Origin of the sequence: Acinetobacter sp. WCHAc060025 (assembly GCF_004209355.1) — a bacterium.
In the GTDB taxonomy this organism is placed as follows: Bacteria; Pseudomonadota; Gammaproteobacteria; order Pseudomonadales; family Moraxellaceae; genus Acinetobacter; species Acinetobacter wuhouensis.
This window is the reverse complement of the sequence record NZ_SGSX01000008.1, coordinates 104,301-119,650: the sequence shown is the minus strand read 5'-3', so window position 1 is coordinate 119,650 and position 15,350 is coordinate 104,301. Positions and strand designations below refer to the sequence as shown.

Below are 15,350 nucleotides of genomic sequence, written 5' to 3'. Positions count from 1 at the left end.
TTGTTTAAAAAATATCACCAATAGATTTAAACTGCATATTGAGTACGATTTAACGTTGCCAAACCATTTGCCTGAGCCATAAATTGGTCTTTCAAAAACGGTTGTTTCTCAACTTGTTTCAAACCAAAATTACGTGCCCACACAAATGGGAATAGTTCAGCAGACTCTAAAAATCCAATCGCAGACATACTATGCATCATCGCATCATTCTGCCCTTTCCGCTGATGTTCATAGCGTTTTAAAGTTTGCTCATGCGCCCAAACACCGCGTTTTTTGTCTTTTAATAACACATCGCATAAAACAGCCGCATCTAAACAACCAATATTGACGCCTTGCCCTGCCAAAGGATGAATCACATGTGCGGCATCTCCGATCAATGCCAATCCATCTTTCACATAACGTTGCGCTGCTCGTGCTTTAAGTGGGAATTTAGCTCGTGGAGTCGCTTCTAATACCTCACCGAGCATGTGGTGACTTTCACGCGTTAATAATTGACAAAAATCTTGATTATTTAAACCTGAAAACTCATCTGCATAATCATCAGGTAATGTCCAAACAATCGAAATCCAATGTTCCGCTTGTTCAGGCTTTAAACTCGCCATCGGTAAAAATGCCAAAGGCCCTGTCGGGTGGAAAATCTGACGTGCCACATACTGATGCGGTTGAGTAGTCCGAATCGCACATGTCAAACCTGCTTGTTTGTAATCTAGAACATCTAAATCAATGAAAGCTTGTTCACGAACAAACGAATTTGCACCATCTGCACCAATGACCAATTTAGTTTTAAGCTCAGTACCATCAGCTAATTTAATGATCCAACAACCGACACCTTGTTCCACTCGAACCACTTTAACTTGAGTACGATAATCTTGCAGTTTTTCCAGCATTTGTTGCTGAATTACTAGATTCAACAAACTTGGCTCAACCATTGAACCCAAAGCTTGTTCAGCAGTTGGAAATTTTTCAGAGGCTTGACCGAAGTTAATTTCACCATAACCATTTTTATTCCAAACTTGCATGCCTGTATACGGCATTTGACGAGCAAGTTTATCCCAGACATTGACTGTTTTAAGTAAATGGATCGTGGCTTGACTGAGCGCTAAAACACGTGGATTTGCAACGGATAATGTCTTTTCAGCATCCAAAATTGGCGCAGCATCTAATACCGTCGCTTGAACCCCACCCTGTGCTAATAACAACGCAGTGAGTCCACCGACTAAGCCACCACCAATGATGACAACATCGAGTAAATTTGCGTGTTGATTTAAATCACTCATGCTTTTAACCCCATCGCATAGTTGGCAACAAGCGGTTTAATGCCAGGAATCACATCGAAAGCCACCAAACCTGTATTACGTAATAATTTCAGCATCGGGTTTTGATTACTAAACCCACGCACGACTGAATCACAGAATTTAATCACACGTCTTTGATCTGCTAAACGTGATTGCTCATAGGCTTTAAGCATTTCAGGTTCGCCAATATCATCGGATTTGGCAATCTGTTCGATTATATAACGCAGTAAAACATCTGCATCGCGCATACACAAGTTAAAGCCTTGCCCTGCCACTGGATGAATGGTATGCGCTGCATTGCCCATTAGGATCACACGTCCAACTGCTTGTTTCTCTGCCAAAACTTGTGACAAAGGGAAACTAAAACGCTTACCTGTTTTTTGAAACTTCCCTGCGCGGTCACCATAGGTTTTTTGTAAAGCATCTAGGAAATGTTGATCATTTTCATCACCTAACCATTCTCCTTCTGTGCCTTTTTGTACTGGCCAAACCACTGAACGACGACATTCACCTGGTAATGGTAATAATGCCAATGGACCTAAATGGCTAAAACGCTCAAAACCAACCTGTTGGTGTGGTTTAGAGGTTTGTACTGTGGTCACAATCGCAACTTGGTCATAATCATGCACATCGACACCTACACCAAGTGCTTGACGACAGAATGAATCTCGTCCATCAGCAGCAATCACCAATTTTGACTTGAGTGAATGGGTATATTCGTCATTACGTGTTGCTTCAACATAGACAAAATCACCATCTTGTTTTAATGATGACACATGTACACCATCGATCAATTCAATTAATGATTGTTGACGAACTTGTGTAAGTAACACACGTCCTAACCAAGCATTTTCAATCACTTGACCAAAGCTTTCGACTTTTTCTTCATCAGCTTTCAAGCGTGCTTTACCAAAGCTCCCTTGTTCAGTGATATGTACTTCAAGGATTGGGGTCGCATGTTCTTGTAAGGCATCCCACAAACCTAGTTTTTGGTAAATTTGTACGGTACGGCGGGATAATGCAGTATTTCGTGCATCGAAACTTGAATGATAAGGTGCAACAGTTCCATCATCATAATTCGGGTATTTCACAGCTTCTAAAAGTTTTACTGCAATATTGGCTTTTGCCAACATCAGTGCCAAACTCAGCCCAACCATTCCACCGCCAACGATGATGACTTCTTGTTGCATGCTTTGATCCTTTCTATACGCGATTCAGCGAACTGAATCCTTATAATCTTGATTGATTTCATCTTACATGAAGCACGATTATTTTTGTATGGAAAATCAATATTGTTGTTTTGAATTGGTACACAACCATCAATTTTCGCATAAAAATCGTCTGAATCCTTTTTATAGAACAGAGCAATTTCACAGAAAACTAAGTTTGAGTTAAAATCAGTTTTGAATAGATACAAGCTATTGAAATATCTTAACAAACACGTATATTTCGCATAAAGTGTTTATGTTAATTTTAGGAAAAGTTAAACATGAAGATTTATGAATCCAAAGAAGAATTAATAGATCCAATTAGAAACTCGTTTAACAAATATTTAGCAGAATTTAGTCATGTTTCAGAAGACGATAAAAATAAAATAATTAATGGGGTTGATAAGACTCCTTCGCAAAATATTTCCTACCAATTAGGATGGGTCAATTTACTATTAAAATGGGAAAAGGATGAAAAGGCAGGAATACAAGTTATAACGCCTAAAGAAGGGTTTAAATGGAATAATTTAGGTGCTCTATATCAAGAGTTTTACCAAGAATATGGTCAGCATTCTCTTAATGAAAATACAGTTTTATTATCAAATAAAGTAGATGAGGTTATAGATTGGGTTCAAAGCCTAACAGATGATGAATTATTTTCAATCAACCAAAGAAAATGGGCAACAACACCTGCTCAATGGCCTGTATATAAATGGATTCACATAAATACAGTTGCTCCTTTTACTAATTTTAGAACGCAAATTAGAAAATGGAAAAGACTTCAACAATAACCACCCTATTGAATATAACGAGCATCATGAAAAATATTAATTATTTTAAATTAGTAACTTATAGCAAAGAAATAATTGATTAGATTCTTTCATTTCATGTTTTTTTAAACTAAATTTTCCCAATTTTCAATTTAAGAAAGCTCAAATAAGTATAATACCAATCAATTTCTAAACTGACTGGTATTAAATCTATGGCTAATTTTACAACTCAAAACTTATTTTGACTGTGCCATCAACGCTTCAATATCATCAACTGACTTCACGACATTTTTGGTCAATACCAATGGACCATGTGTAGTCGCAACAACATCATCTTCGATACGAATACCAATCCCACGCCATTTGGCATCTACAGTTTCATCATCAGGTGCGATATACAAACCTGGCTCAACCGTAATCACCATACCTTGCTCAAACAGACGAGCATTGCCATGACGATCTTTATAAGCACCGACATCATGCACATCCATACCCAGCCAATGCCCTGTGCCATGCATATAAAACTGACGATAACTTTCAGATTCAATGATTTGATCGACATCACCATGCATAATACCAAGTTTGACTAAACCCTCAACCATGATTCGTACAGCGATGTTATGTGGTTCTCTATAAGAATTGCCGATTTGAATGGCATCAATCGCAGCAATCTGAGCATCTAAAATAATTTGATACAGTGCTTTCTGTTCAGGACTAAACTTCCCATTCACAGGGAAAGTTCTTGTGATGTCTGAGGCATAACATTCATATTCACAAGCAGCATCAATTAAAACCAAATCACCATCTTTGAGTGGTTGATTATTTTCAACATAATGCAGAATACAGCCATTTTTACCGCCACCAACAATACTGTTGTACGACGGCACACAACCATTCTGACCAAACACATAATTCAATTCAGCTTCGAGTGCATATTCCATCATATTTGGACGGACGTGTTGCATCGCACGCGTATGCGCTTCTGCACTGATATTTGAAGCAATTTGCATCAATTCAATTTCTTGTTCAGATTTATGCAAACGCATTTCATCTAAAATTTGATCAAGTTGAATCAATTGTGTAGGCACACCAAAACCACGACTCGCATCATGTGCTTTTTTGATCCAAACACTGACTTTGGCGTCAAAATCAGCACGTTGCCCGATTCGGTAAAATAATTTTTCTTTATTTAAAATTTTGGCAATAATTTCTTCATCAAGCAGATCAATTGCATAGGCTTCATCTGCATCATAGTCATCGACTGCACCATCTACACCTGCGCGGTAACCATTCCAAATTTCCATTTCACGGTTACGTTCACGGCAGAATAAACTATAGATATATTCTTCACCGTCAGCATCGGTTTCAATCACTGCAACGGCTTGAGGTTCGGCGAATCCTGTGAGATAGAAAAAACTACTGTCTGCACGAAATTTATAATCTGCATCAGCATTTCGCATCACTTCAGGACTGGTTGCGATAATGGCAATACTATTGGGACCCATTTGCTCTGCGAGGCGGTCACGACGTTCCTGAAAATCGACTTGAGTGAGTTTCATTCTAGATCAGCTTTTGTTTTAAATTTGGAGTAATAAGGCAATATTTAACTTACATCTGCGTGATGATGAATGCAAATATTGTCCTCATTTGTGGTTTACACCTCTCACAGATGCGAAAGGTGTAATAGAAGAATGTTCAACAATTAACTTGGACGATGTGGGGTAAACATTTCCACAACGCTGTTACTTTCTGTGGCATCAATCGCTTGTTTCATTTTGCCATGAAAGTTTTGCAATAATGGGCTTTCCGCAACAGCAACTTTTTTGCGTCCCATTGACAATGACACCGGAATTAAACGTACAAATTCGTATAATTCTTGGTAGCTTTCTTCGCCTTCTTCATCATCGTCAGATTCATCAAATTCGACAGAAGCAACATCTTGTAAACTTTCAATCAATTCTTGTTCATCTGAACGGATATGACCTGAAGCCAAACCAAAACCAAGTACAACACCTGCACACCAATCTGCGAGCGCTTGTACACGTTCTGCCAATGTATGTTCATCATCTGGCAGCATCGGTAAATAGTCCAATTCATCTTCTGAAAGCGCATGTGAAACATCTTCTGTTTCATCTGCTAAGATTTCTAAAGCTTGATCGGTTAATTTTGGTACATCGAGTGTAGATAAAATTTGTAACCATTCATCAGGAGTTGGTATTTCTGTAACACAAACTATACCTGTCAACAAACCATGTAACTCACTCGGGCTTGAAATTTCTTCAATCCCTTCAAAATTTTGCTTCCAATCTGACCAACCTGAAATATCGTCTTGCATTCGCTTATCCAATCTCTATACTTCTCTATATATTACCTTTGATTGCAAATCTGTGCGACCCGTTATGTTAGAACAATTACAGCGTCTACAGACGCATATTGGTGTTTTAAAAACACGAATCGAAACACTTGAGAAAGAAAATGCATCGTTGTTAAAAGATAAAGATAACAGCGAAGAGCAAGCTCACTCTCAAATTAGTCATAAAAATAGTCTGATTACACAAAAGCAAGATGAAATTGAAAATCTGACGGAACAGCTAACTCAGCTACAAGGACAACATTCTCAACTTAATACTGATGCAGCGACACTTGCTGAACGTTATGCACGTTTAGAAAAGAGTTGTACTGATCTAAAAAATCGTTTTCAGGAAATTTTAGCTGAACGCAATGAATTACGTGTATCGAAAGAAAAAATGGCAAATGAAAACCGCCATCACTTACACGATATTAAAAGTCTTCAAGATGAACGCGAACGCTTAATTCAGAAAAATGAACATGCAAAATCAAAAGTAGAAGCGATTATCCAACGCTTGGCTATTTTAGGCACAGAACAAGACCATCATGCGCAAGAAATTCAACAGCTTGCTCATCCATCCGAAAGCAATGAGGAAGTTTAATCATGTCAGAACAAGTAACTGTAGAGCTTCGTCTGATTGAACAAATTTTTCGTTTGGCAACGACTTCAGATAAAAAGCCTGATTTGGAAAAAGCTGGACAATTGTTGAATGATAAATTTCAAGAATTTCGCCGTAAAGCTCCGAATGTTGAGCATAATAAATTGGTGATCATGGTTGCACTTGAATTGATGCAAGAAGTGCTGACCATGAATAAAACGTTACAAGAATATGCACAATGTGAACGTTTGCTTGAAAGCATGTTGGAAGATGTTGAAAAAGCGGGATAAACCGCTTTTTTTTCGTGCAAATGAGATGAGTTTTAGCCTCAATATTATGAAATATGGGTGCTAATGATTTGCCTCATCCCTCAGATTATGTATACTTAATATAACTCTGGGATGTTCGCCAGTACGTCTATTCCCCTGCCGATACTTAAACTTACGGATGCGTTCTGTGTATTTTGAGTGTATGCCCACCCCGAGTGGGAAACCCATTAAGTACGCGTCGTGTCCACCTTGAACTCATCGGGTTCAGGGTAACGACCATGCAGCGGCATCTTCGGAGTTCTTTATTTTAATAAATAACAACAACTTAAAGAAAATCAACATTTCAAAACCCGATTAAACACTGTTCTAAAATCCTTTCTGTAGCCGATGTGTAGCCACTAGAAATGTCACTTAATGTTCTAATGTATGGTTTCAGTTATTATAAAAATAATCCAAAGATTTAAACTCACGAAAACTTTTTTAAATAACCTTCCTTTAGAAAAATCAGGTAAAAAGGCTTTATTGTAATTCTTTTTTGCTTTTTATACTCATCACGAATTTCTCTTGCCTATTCTAATGTGATTTCAGGATATATCCAAAAAGAAAAATCTTACTGCTTTTTTTACTACTTTATAACGACCAATTGTCACGGTTTGACAAACCACAACACAAAGTATTCCCTAATTTTAATATTGAAAATGATCATTTTTCTAGCATAAAAAACTCAGGTAATAAAAAACCCTTGTTTACACAAGGTTTTTTTGAATTTGGCGGAAGCGGTGAGATTCGAACTCACGGAGGACTCGCGCCCTCGTCGGTTTTCAAGACCGGTGCATTAAACCGCTCTGCCACGCTTCCATGTGCGCCATAATACGAAGCTTTTTCGATTATGACAAGTAAAAATTACAGCCAAAGCATTCAAATGCATAATGTTTCATCAAATGCCTCGATTTTTCTTAAAGTTTGGCTGCTATTTCAGCACCTTCACGGATTGCACGCTTTGCATCAAGCTCACCTGCTAACTTCGCACCACCAATAATATGATACTGTGCTAAGGTCAATTCACCCTCTTGCGGCATTAAATCCTTCACAGACTCTTGCCCTGCACACACCACGATTGTGTCTACACGAAGCAATTGATCATGCCCATTGGTTTCGATCCATAAACCTTCATTGGTCACTGCTTTATACTGCACACCACGCATCATACGGACTGCATGCTTTTTCAACTGTGCACGATGTACCCAACCTGAGGTTTTTCCTAAGCCAATACCTAATGGCGTAGTTTTACGTTGCATCAAATAAATCTGACGAATTGGTGCTTCAACTTCAGCAGGCACAGATCCGCCTTCGGTCATATAGTTTGGATTTGAGTCTACGCCCCATTCACGTTGCCAATCTGCCAAAGGCTGTGGTTGAGGCTGATGTTCAGGCTTTAACAAAAACTCAGATACGTCAAAACCAATCCCGCCCGCACCGATCACAGCAACACTATGACCGACAGGTGCACCACGCAATACTTCTGCATACGACAACACTTGTGGTGCATCACTGCCTTCAATTTTCAGACCACGCGGCACAACACCTGTTGCAATCACGACTTCATCAAAGCCTTCACGTTCCAATTGTTCACGATTCACTTTGGTATTTAAGCGTAAGTCCACACCTGTTTTTTCGATTTGAACTTTGAAATAACGAATGGTTTCATGGAATTCTTCTTTCCCTGGTACCACTTTCGCCAAGTTAAACTGACCACCCACTTCACTCGAAGCTTCAAACAAAGTCACTTGATGACCACGTTCAGCCGCTACAGTTGCCGCAGACATCCCCGCTACACCACCACCAACAACTGCAATTTTCTTCGGTTTTTTAACTTTCAAATAAACCAATTCAGTTTCATGCGCAGCACGAGGATTCACTAAACAACTTGCACGTTTATTTTGGAATGAGTGATCTAAACATGCTTGGTTACAAGCGATACAGGTGTTAATTTCATCAACACGATTGGTCGCAGTTTTATTCACCCAAAATGCATCAGCAAGCAATGGGCGTGCCATTTGCACCATATCCGCTTTGCCTGCTAACAAAATTTCTTCAGCAGTTTCAGGCATATTGATACGATTAGATGCAATTACAGGCACAGAAACATGCTTTTTCACTTCTGCGGTATAATCAACAAATGCGGCACGAGGTACAGAGGTGACAATTGTAGGAACACGCGCTTCATGCCAACCGATACCTGTATTTAACAAGGTAATGCCTGCTTTTTCCAAAGCCTGCGCAACAGTGATCACTTCATCCATGGTGTTGCCATCATGGACTAAATCAAGCAATGACAAACGGAAACAAATAATAAACTTTTCACCGACTTTTTCACGAATCGCTTTCACGATTTCCACAGCAAAACGCATACGGTTTTCAATCGGACCACCCCAACGGTCTTCACGCTGATTGACATGGCGACTTAAAAATTGGTTCAGTAAATAACCTTCTGAACCCATGATTTCCACGCCATCATAGCCTGCTTTTTTTGCTAAACTTGCTGTTTTTGCATAATCCTGAATAGTATCCAAAATCAGACTATCGCTCATTTGACGCGGTTTAAACATCGAAATTGGTGATTTGATCGGGCTTGCAGACACCACAAAAGGTTGGTAGCCATAACGTCCTGAGTGCAAAATTTGCATCAGAATTTTAGCGCCATGCTTATGTACTGCATGCGTCACTAAACGATGTGGTGCAACATCGCCCAAGGTATTCATCGTACCACCTGCGGGTAACAACCAACCTTGGCGGTTTGGCGAAATACCACCTGTGATGATCAAGCCAACGCCACCTTTGGCACGTTCACCAAAATAGGCTGCAAGTTTTGGATAATTATAAAAACGGTCTTCCAAACCTGTATGCATCGAACCCATCACAACACGGTTTTTGATGGTCGTAAATCCCAAATGCAATGGTTTTAAAATATGTGCATAGCTAGTTGTCATGATGAATCCTTTTAGTTTGGCTTTGCAACTTGTTGCATATTACTTTATCGAGTTTTAAAAATTTTGTGATGACTATTTATGATATTTTCATGGTTGATTGTGTCAATTCAGCCAATCCTGTCAAGTCCAATCGCAGTCTTTTCAAAGAGATCAATACAGCTTTACAACAATCATGTATAAAAGTTCAGTTAGGCTAAACGCATGAATAAAACTTAGAAATGAGAAGATCCTCCCGATGAGCCATCCTGTTTTTTTAACACATTCAACCTTTAACCACATGCCAATAGGCAGTGAAAATCAGTGGCATGAATTTTTTCATACTGCATCCTTTGAATTGGAAGCTGATGCTTTTATTCCGATTTTATGGTTAATGCTATTTCGTCAGGCAAATTTAAAATGGGCAAAATATACGGATGAATTTGATATTTCTAATGCCGATATTCAAGTGGATTTAGCAGAATACCACGATCAATTTGGCGATGCACAATATGCCTATTTGGTGATTGATCAACAACAAGCTTTGGAAAATTTAACTGAACAAAAATCTGTATTTATAGAATTTTTTGGTGCTGAGAATATTGTACATTTTGAACAGTTTAAAACACTCATTGAACAACATTTTCCACAATATATTTTACTTAGACCAAGTGGTTTGGCTTTAGATTTAAATGATGCTGAATTTTTATTGCAACCTTTACAACAACTTGAATATTTTCAGCAAGATCCATCACAGCACTTAGGTTTTGCAGAGTTTCAACGCCAAGATTTCGCTCGTTTTGATGATCATCCTTATTATTTTTATGGCTCAAATCCGATGGAGATGATTACACCCTCTCTCAAAGAAAATGTTGATGAATTAAAAGATATTGAGGATATTAACACCACGACTGAACCATCAAATTGGGCGATTTGGATCTGCACAGCAATTGTTGTTTTAGCCACTTTAGCCGTTTATTTTATGACACAATCAATGCTGTATTCCGCTGTTGTATTTTTTGCCAGTGCATTTATTTTAGGTTTTATTTCATCGAAAATAGGGGAACAAAGAAAATTAATCCAAAACATGAGTAGTGATTCGCAATAAACTCAATGTGAATTTCAAAATCAATATGAGAATAATAAGATGGGATTGTATGCATTTTTAGACAGCTGTGAATTGGATCATATGCCAAATGGCAGTCTGAACGAGTGGGACAGCTTAAAGCCGAATGCATTTTCATTGGAATGTAAGTCTTTTATTCCACTGATGTGGTGGTTACTCTATCAACAGGATAGTATCCAACATGCACGCTATGTCGATGAATTTGATATAGATGACCCACAATCCGATATGGCTCGTGAGGAATGTATCGAAGATTACGGTGATGCAACCTATCCCTATTTTGTTATTTCTCAATCTCAAGCCTTACACAATCTTATACGACGTAAACAGGGATTTTTAAGTATTTTCGGGCAAAATTTCTCTGCATATTATGATGATTTTTATCAGCTCATTGAAATATATTATCCGAACTATATTTTATTCAGACCCAATTATTTAGATTTATCTGAGCAATCAGAACAAGAGTTTCGAGATAAACTTTCTGTTTATGAAGCCTTAGAATCCATGCAGATCGAAGCTCATCAAAATTATTGGGACACAGTTCAAACTGATCTATCACATTGGGAAAGCGATTTAAGATATTTTCTGTTGGGTACACGCTATTCAGGCGAAGAAATCGAGCAACTTCAATACATTCAAAACCAATATTATATTGAACCCGCATCTAAAAAGAATGAACTGCCCGAATGGTTATCATGGCTACTCGCTGTAATCATAGCAATCCCTGCCATCTTCGTTTGGTTCAAAACCCATTCTACTTTTTATACTGTTATGGCTTTTAGTGTGAGTGCATTCCTCATCGGTATATTACTCATCCGATTTTCATCACATAAATAAAAAACAGTCTGATTAATCAAACTGTTTCGACTATACACAAACAAATATTAATGAACGACTATTTCCAATTTTTTAACTTCGATGTATGCCCAATCCCGACATTAAAGCTATTGGTCGGATCAAGTTTTTGATAATGATTTTTCAAAGCGGGCTTCGCCACATATAAATGCCCGACATTATGTTCCGCAGGATATTCCGCACCACGATCATCGAGTAAATGCCACATTTCATGTTCCATTGCCAAAGGATCAACACCTTTCTGCACAATATAATCCTGATGAAACACATGACACAGAAAATGTCCGTAATACAATTTATGGATAATTTTTTCATCCATCGCTTTAGGTAAAGTTTCCACCCATTCACGGTCATTACGGCGTAGCGCAATATCAAGCGCGACAATATCTTCCACTTCGGAGCGATGCGTATCACGATAACGAATTGCTGCGCCTGCTACCGCAAAACGATGTAAAAATGCTTTACGCCCTTCTTCATCGGTACATTTAAAATAGTTGCCTGAAGTTTTATCTGAAAAATAAGTTTTTAAATATTGCTCGACCTGATCAACATCCTGATTTTCAATACGAATCATCAAATGATGTTCATACAGATCACGAAATTCATTCATGCGCTGTGGTAAATGATTCGGCAACATTTTAGTGAATATCTGTAAAACTTTATCAGATAAACCACGCAAACCTACTTTCTCCAGATAACCATCAACTTTATCTTTCATGGCAAATGCAGCAGGCACTTTTGCCGTACCGAATTTTTCAATAAACATAAAACTGTCTTTGCCGTATTCAGCACCAATATCATAGGCAACACGGTGAATGTACTCGCCTGCAATTGGCAAACGTGGCAAATCTTTCAATAAAAAACGACGAATTTCGGTCAAATCATCCTGTGAATTGGTGCCCACATAAAACACCTGACTCGGAATCTTTTCAAAGGTATCTAAACGCACTGCAAATACACAGACTTTCCCTGCCGAACCTGATGCTTCAAATAGGCGTGATGGATCTGCATTAAAACGTGCAGGAGTATTTTCATCGACCTGTTTCACATCATGTGAATAACGTTGATCGGAAGCACAGCAACTTGAATTGTTAATAATGTCATTGCTTTGATAATTTTTATTTTCAAGCGCATTCAAAATCTGTTCAGGTGTTTCACCCAAATTCACACCTAAATGATTCACTAACTCCAGTTCACCTGAATCATTGACTCGTGCATATAAAGCCAGTTCTGTATAAGCAGGACCACGGCGCACCAATGCACCGCCTGAGTTATTACACACTCCACCAAGCACCGATGCACCAATACATGAAGAACCAATCACAGAATGCGGTTCACGATTAAATGGTGCTAAATCTTTTTCGAGTTTATCCAGTGTCGCACCTGGTAAACAAATCACTTGTTTACCCTCATTAATCACCTGAATACCTACCAATCTTCGGGTGCTGATCAACACCACAGGACGGTCATAGTCATCACCGAATGGCGTTGAACCACCGGTCAGCCCTGTATTGGCAGCCTGCATGATTACCACACAATCCGCGTCAACAGCCGTTTTTAAAACCTGCCATTGCTCCAATAAACTGCCAGGTGCAACAACAGCAAGCACTTGTCCTGCACCATAACGACGACCTTGTCTGTATAGGCGTGTATCAGCATCGTCGGTTAAAACATGTTGTTTCCCAACGACGTTAATCAGGTTTTGAATGGTGTTTGATGATGAGGTTTGCATAGTCGATTCATTCCATTAAATGACAGATCGAAAATTTTTAATTAATAACGGCAATTCCCTCTCCTTTCAGGAGATGAACAGTACGGCTGTGCAAGGGGAGAGGTGAATATTTATTGAAAGATTATTTTCCAATTAAACATAATCTCCCCTAACCCCTCTTTAAAAAAGAGGGGAACTCCTCCCTTTTTCAAAGGGAGGTTGGGAGGGATTTATTTTCTAAAGAAGGAATCACCCCACCAACTCTTTCTCTAACTTCACCAAACAATCCTCAGTAATATCTGCAATTGTTTTCGCACCTGTTAAAGTCATCGCTACACGCATTTCTTTATCAATCAAATCAAGTAGATTGGAAACACCCTCACCGCCTGCTGCACCTAAAGCATAGACAAATGCACGACCAAGCATACAAGTATCCGCACCTAAAGCTAACATACGCACCACATCCAGACCATTACGGATACCCGAATCAGCTAAGATTTTAATGTCGCCTTTTACAGCATCTGCAATTGGAGGAAGCGCACGTGCAGACGATAAAACACCATCCAACTGACGACCACCGTGGTTCGATACCACGATACCGTCTGCACCGAAACGTACTGCATCTTTAGCATCTTCAGGATCAAGAATCCCTTTAATGACCATTGGACCATCCCAGAATTCACGGATCCACTCAAGGTCTTTCCATGAAATAGAAGGATCAAAGTTATTACCTAACCAACCTATATAATCTTCTAAACCTGTAGGCTTACCGAGATATTTTGAAATATTACCCAAGTCATGTGGACGACCCATCATGCCAACATTCCATGCCCAATGCGGATGGAAACAAGATTGCATATAACGGCGCATAGCAGCATTTGGACCACTCATACCTGAGTGTGCATCACGATAACGCGCGCCTGGTACAGGCATATCCACAGTGAATACCAATGTCGAACAACCCGCTGCTTTAGCACGTTCCAAGGCATTTTTCATAAAACCACGATCACGCAGTACATATAACTGAAACCACATCGGGCGGTTAATTGCAGGTGCAACTTCTTCAATTGGACATACAGATACAGTGGATAAAGTAAATGGAATACCCTTTTTATCTGCTGCAACTGCCGCCTGAACTTCACCACGACGTGCATACATCCCAGTCAAACCAACTGGTGACAAAGCCACAGGCATCGACAAAGTTTCATCAAACAGTTTTGTTTCCAGACTGAGTTGTGACATGTCATTTAAAACACGTTGTCTTAACGCAATTTTTGATAAATCTTCTACATTACGCTTCAAGGTATATTCAGCATACGCACCACCATCGATATAGTGGAATAAAAATGGCGGTAAACGACGACGCGCGGCTTCACGGTAATCATTCGCAGAAGAAATAATCATAACTATATCCTGTTCAATCGGCTAGCACGCTGACGACGGGCTTCTTCCTCATCAATCATCCGCACCTGCTGTACTACAAATTCTATATGTCCACAGACTGCATTCCGCGCAGCTTCTGGATCATGACGTTCAATTGCATCCATCACCTGGAAATGTTGATCACGCAACTGATCATAGCGACGTGCTTCGGTATAGACTTTTCGTCGTCCCAAAACCACGTTAAATTGCAACAAATCAAATAAACCACGCATCATCTGAATCAGCACCAGATTATGCGATGCCTCTGCAATCGCCAGATGAAACTCAGCATCCGCCATTGAGGCTTTATCATCATCACCCAAAGATTGAAAATGGGTAATCTGATCATAACAATAGCGAATTTTTTCCAGATCCTGCTCAGTTGCCCGCTTGGCAGCATACCAAGCTGTTCCACCCTCAAGTACCATTCGGGCTTCCTGCACATCAAAGCGATAAGCAGGATCTTCATCGATCAAATTACTTAATGGTTCAACAATCTGATTCTGTGACCAGTTCACAGGCAATTGCTGTAAAAAAGTCCCCGCTCCGACTTTGCTGACCAGCATGCCCGTACTGGTCAGTTGCGAAATGGCCTCTCTCAAAGAGGAACGGGATACACCGAGTTGCTCACACAACTTACGTTCTGCTGGCAGACGATCTCCGACTTGCATATTGTTTTCTTCAATCAACATGCGAAGGTTTTGTACCACTTTGTCGGAGATTTTCATCTGCTGTCCTCAGTTTTGCATCAGGTTTGTGCAATACCGTGAAAATTCATAA

Annotated in this window: 13 protein-coding genes, 1 tRNA gene and 1 other RNA gene; 6 read left to right on the top strand and 9 right to left on the bottom strand. The window is 39.4% G+C overall.

Going from position 1 to position 15,350, the window contains the following annotated elements:
* Positions 1 to 26: 26 nt before the first annotated feature.
* The gene (locus EXE09_RS08565; protein WP_130116990.1) at positions 27 to 1,277 is read right to left on the bottom strand and encodes an FAD-dependent monooxygenase; all 1,251 of its coding nucleotides are present in this window, start codon (positions 1,275 to 1,277) and stop codon (positions 27 to 29) included.
* Positions 1,274 to 2,485 (bottom strand): 2-octaprenyl-6-methoxyphenyl hydroxylase, encoded by a 1,212-nt coding sequence (ubiH, locus tag EXE09_RS08560; RefSeq protein ID WP_068974834.1) that lies wholly within the window; start codon positions 2,483 to 2,485, stop codon positions 1,274 to 1,276. Before ubiH ends, EXE09_RS08565 begins: the two co-directional genes overlap by 4 nt.
* Before the next feature lie 299 nt (positions 2,486 to 2,784).
* Here ubiH and EXE09_RS08555 point away from each other — a divergent pair, with 299 nt between their 5' ends.
* Entirely contained in the window at positions 2,785 to 3,294 is a 510-nt protein-coding gene (locus EXE09_RS08555) for a ClbS/DfsB family four-helix bundle protein (RefSeq protein WP_130116989.1), read from the top strand.
* A gap of 215 nt (positions 3,295 to 3,509) precedes the next feature.
* Here the strand turns inward: EXE09_RS08555 and pepP are convergent, their stop codons facing one another.
* The gene (gene pepP / locus EXE09_RS08550; RefSeq protein WP_130116988.1) at positions 3,510 to 4,832 is read right to left on the bottom strand and encodes a Xaa-Pro aminopeptidase; all 1,323 of its coding nucleotides are present in this window, start codon (positions 4,830 to 4,832) and stop codon (positions 3,510 to 3,512) included.
* A 143-nt stretch (positions 4,833 to 4,975) separates the two neighbouring features.
* Complete coding sequence (locus EXE09_RS08545; RefSeq protein WP_087552926.1) at positions 4,976 to 5,608, bottom strand: UPF0149 family protein; 633 nt, start codon at positions 5,606 to 5,608, stop codon at positions 4,976 to 4,978.
* 64 nt (positions 5,609 to 5,672) lie between these two features.
* On the opposite strand from EXE09_RS08545, the gene EXE09_RS08540 reads away from it, so the two are divergent.
* The 3 genes from EXE09_RS08540 to ssrS all read left to right on the top strand — a co-directional run bounded on the left by EXE09_RS08540 (position 5,673) and on the right by ssrS (position 6,793).
* The gene (locus tag EXE09_RS08540; protein ID WP_130116987.1) at positions 5,673 to 6,224 is read left to right on the top strand and encodes a hypothetical protein; all 552 of its coding nucleotides are present in this window, start codon (positions 5,673 to 5,675) and stop codon (positions 6,222 to 6,224) included.
* A gap of 2 nt (positions 6,225 to 6,226) precedes the next feature.
* Positions 6,227 to 6,511: a cell division protein ZapA gene (locus EXE09_RS08535; RefSeq protein ID WP_068974829.1), complete on the top strand. Its 285-nt coding sequence runs from the start codon at positions 6,227 to 6,229 to the stop codon at positions 6,509 to 6,511.
* A 100-nt stretch (positions 6,512 to 6,611) separates the two neighbouring features.
* A non-coding RNA gene (gene ssrS / locus EXE09_RS08530) (6S RNA) lies at positions 6,612 to 6,793 on the top strand.
* Positions 6,794 to 7,258: 465 nt separating this feature from the next.
* Here the strand turns inward: ssrS and EXE09_RS08525 are convergent.
* Both EXE09_RS08525 and EXE09_RS08520 read right to left on the bottom strand, forming a co-directional pair.
* A tRNA-Ser gene (locus tag EXE09_RS08525) sits at positions 7,259 to 7,348 on the bottom strand.
* A 98-nt stretch (positions 7,349 to 7,446) separates the two neighbouring features.
* Positions 7,447 to 9,480 (bottom strand): NADPH-dependent 2,4-dienoyl-CoA reductase, encoded by a 2,034-nt coding sequence (locus EXE09_RS08520; protein WP_130116986.1) that lies wholly within the window; start codon positions 9,478 to 9,480, stop codon positions 7,447 to 7,449.
* 235 nt (positions 9,481 to 9,715) lie between these two features.
* Between EXE09_RS08520 and EXE09_RS08515 the strand changes: the two genes are divergently transcribed.
* Both EXE09_RS08515 and EXE09_RS08510 read left to right on the top strand, forming a co-directional pair.
* The gene (locus EXE09_RS08515) at positions 9,716 to 10,564 is read left to right on the top strand and encodes a YrzE family protein (protein ID WP_130116985.1); all 849 of its coding nucleotides are present in this window, start codon (positions 9,716 to 9,718) and stop codon (positions 10,562 to 10,564) included.
* A gap of 39 nt (positions 10,565 to 10,603) precedes the next feature.
* A complete protein-coding gene (locus EXE09_RS08510) occupies positions 10,604 to 11,419 on the top strand; it encodes a hypothetical protein (protein ID WP_130116984.1) in 816 nt (271 codons plus the stop codon).
* A 58-nt stretch (positions 11,420 to 11,477) separates the two neighbouring features.
* Here EXE09_RS08510 and dld read toward each other — a convergent pair whose 3' ends face one another.
* From dld to lldR, 3 genes are all read right to left on the bottom strand, one after another.
* Entirely contained in the window at positions 11,478 to 13,169 is a 1,692-nt protein-coding gene (dld, locus tag EXE09_RS08505; RefSeq protein ID WP_130116983.1) for a D-lactate dehydrogenase, read from the bottom strand.
* A gap of 228 nt (positions 13,170 to 13,397) precedes the next feature.
* The gene (gene lldD, locus EXE09_RS08500; RefSeq protein ID WP_111860043.1) at positions 13,398 to 14,552 is read right to left on the bottom strand and encodes an FMN-dependent L-lactate dehydrogenase LldD; all 1,155 of its coding nucleotides are present in this window, start codon (positions 14,550 to 14,552) and stop codon (positions 13,398 to 13,400) included.
* Positions 14,553 to 14,554: 2 nt separating this feature from the next.
* Positions 14,555 to 15,298, bottom strand: coding sequence for a transcriptional regulator LldR (gene lldR, locus EXE09_RS08495; protein ID WP_130116982.1), 744 nt, complete (start codon positions 15,296 to 15,298; stop codon positions 14,555 to 14,557).
* Positions 15,299 to 15,350 lie beyond the last annotated feature (52 nt).

Coding starts and splice junctions, on each gene's coding strand:
- EXE09_RS08565 (WP_130116990.1), bottom strand. CDS start 1,277: ATGAGTGATTTAAATCAACACGCAAATTTACTCGATGTTGTCATCATT.
- ubiH (WP_068974834.1), bottom strand. CDS start 2,485: ATGCAACAAGAAGTCATCATCGTTGGCGGTGGAATGGTTGGGCTGAGT.
- EXE09_RS08555 (WP_130116989.1), top strand. CDS start 2,785: ATGAAGATTTATGAATCCAAAGAAGAATTAATAGATCCAATTAGAAAC.
- pepP (WP_130116988.1), bottom strand. CDS start 4,832: ATGAAACTCACTCAAGTCGATTTTCAGGAACGTCGTGACCGCCTCGCA.
- EXE09_RS08545 (WP_087552926.1), bottom strand. CDS start 5,608: ATGCAAGACGATATTTCAGGTTGGTCAGATTGGAAGCAAAATTTTGAA.
- EXE09_RS08540 (WP_130116987.1), top strand. CDS start 5,673: ATGTTAGAACAATTACAGCGTCTACAGACGCATATTGGTGTTTTAAAA.
- EXE09_RS08535 (WP_068974829.1), top strand. CDS start 6,227: ATGTCAGAACAAGTAACTGTAGAGCTTCGTCTGATTGAACAAATTTTT.
- EXE09_RS08520 (WP_130116986.1), bottom strand. CDS start 9,480: ATGACAACTAGCTATGCACATATTTTAAAACCATTGCATTTGGGATTT.
- EXE09_RS08515 (WP_130116985.1), top strand. CDS start 9,716: ATGAGCCATCCTGTTTTTTTAACACATTCAACCTTTAACCACATGCCA.
- EXE09_RS08510 (WP_130116984.1), top strand. CDS start 10,604: ATGGGATTGTATGCATTTTTAGACAGCTGTGAATTGGATCATATGCCA.
- dld (WP_130116983.1), bottom strand. CDS start 13,169: ATGCAAACCTCATCATCAAACACCATTCAAAACCTGATTAACGTCGTT.
- lldD (WP_111860043.1), bottom strand. CDS start 14,552: ATGATTATTTCTTCTGCGAATGATTACCGTGAAGCCGCGCGTCGTCGT.
- lldR (WP_130116982.1), bottom strand. CDS start 15,298: ATGAAAATCTCCGACAAAGTGGTACAAAACCTTCGCATGTTGATTGAA.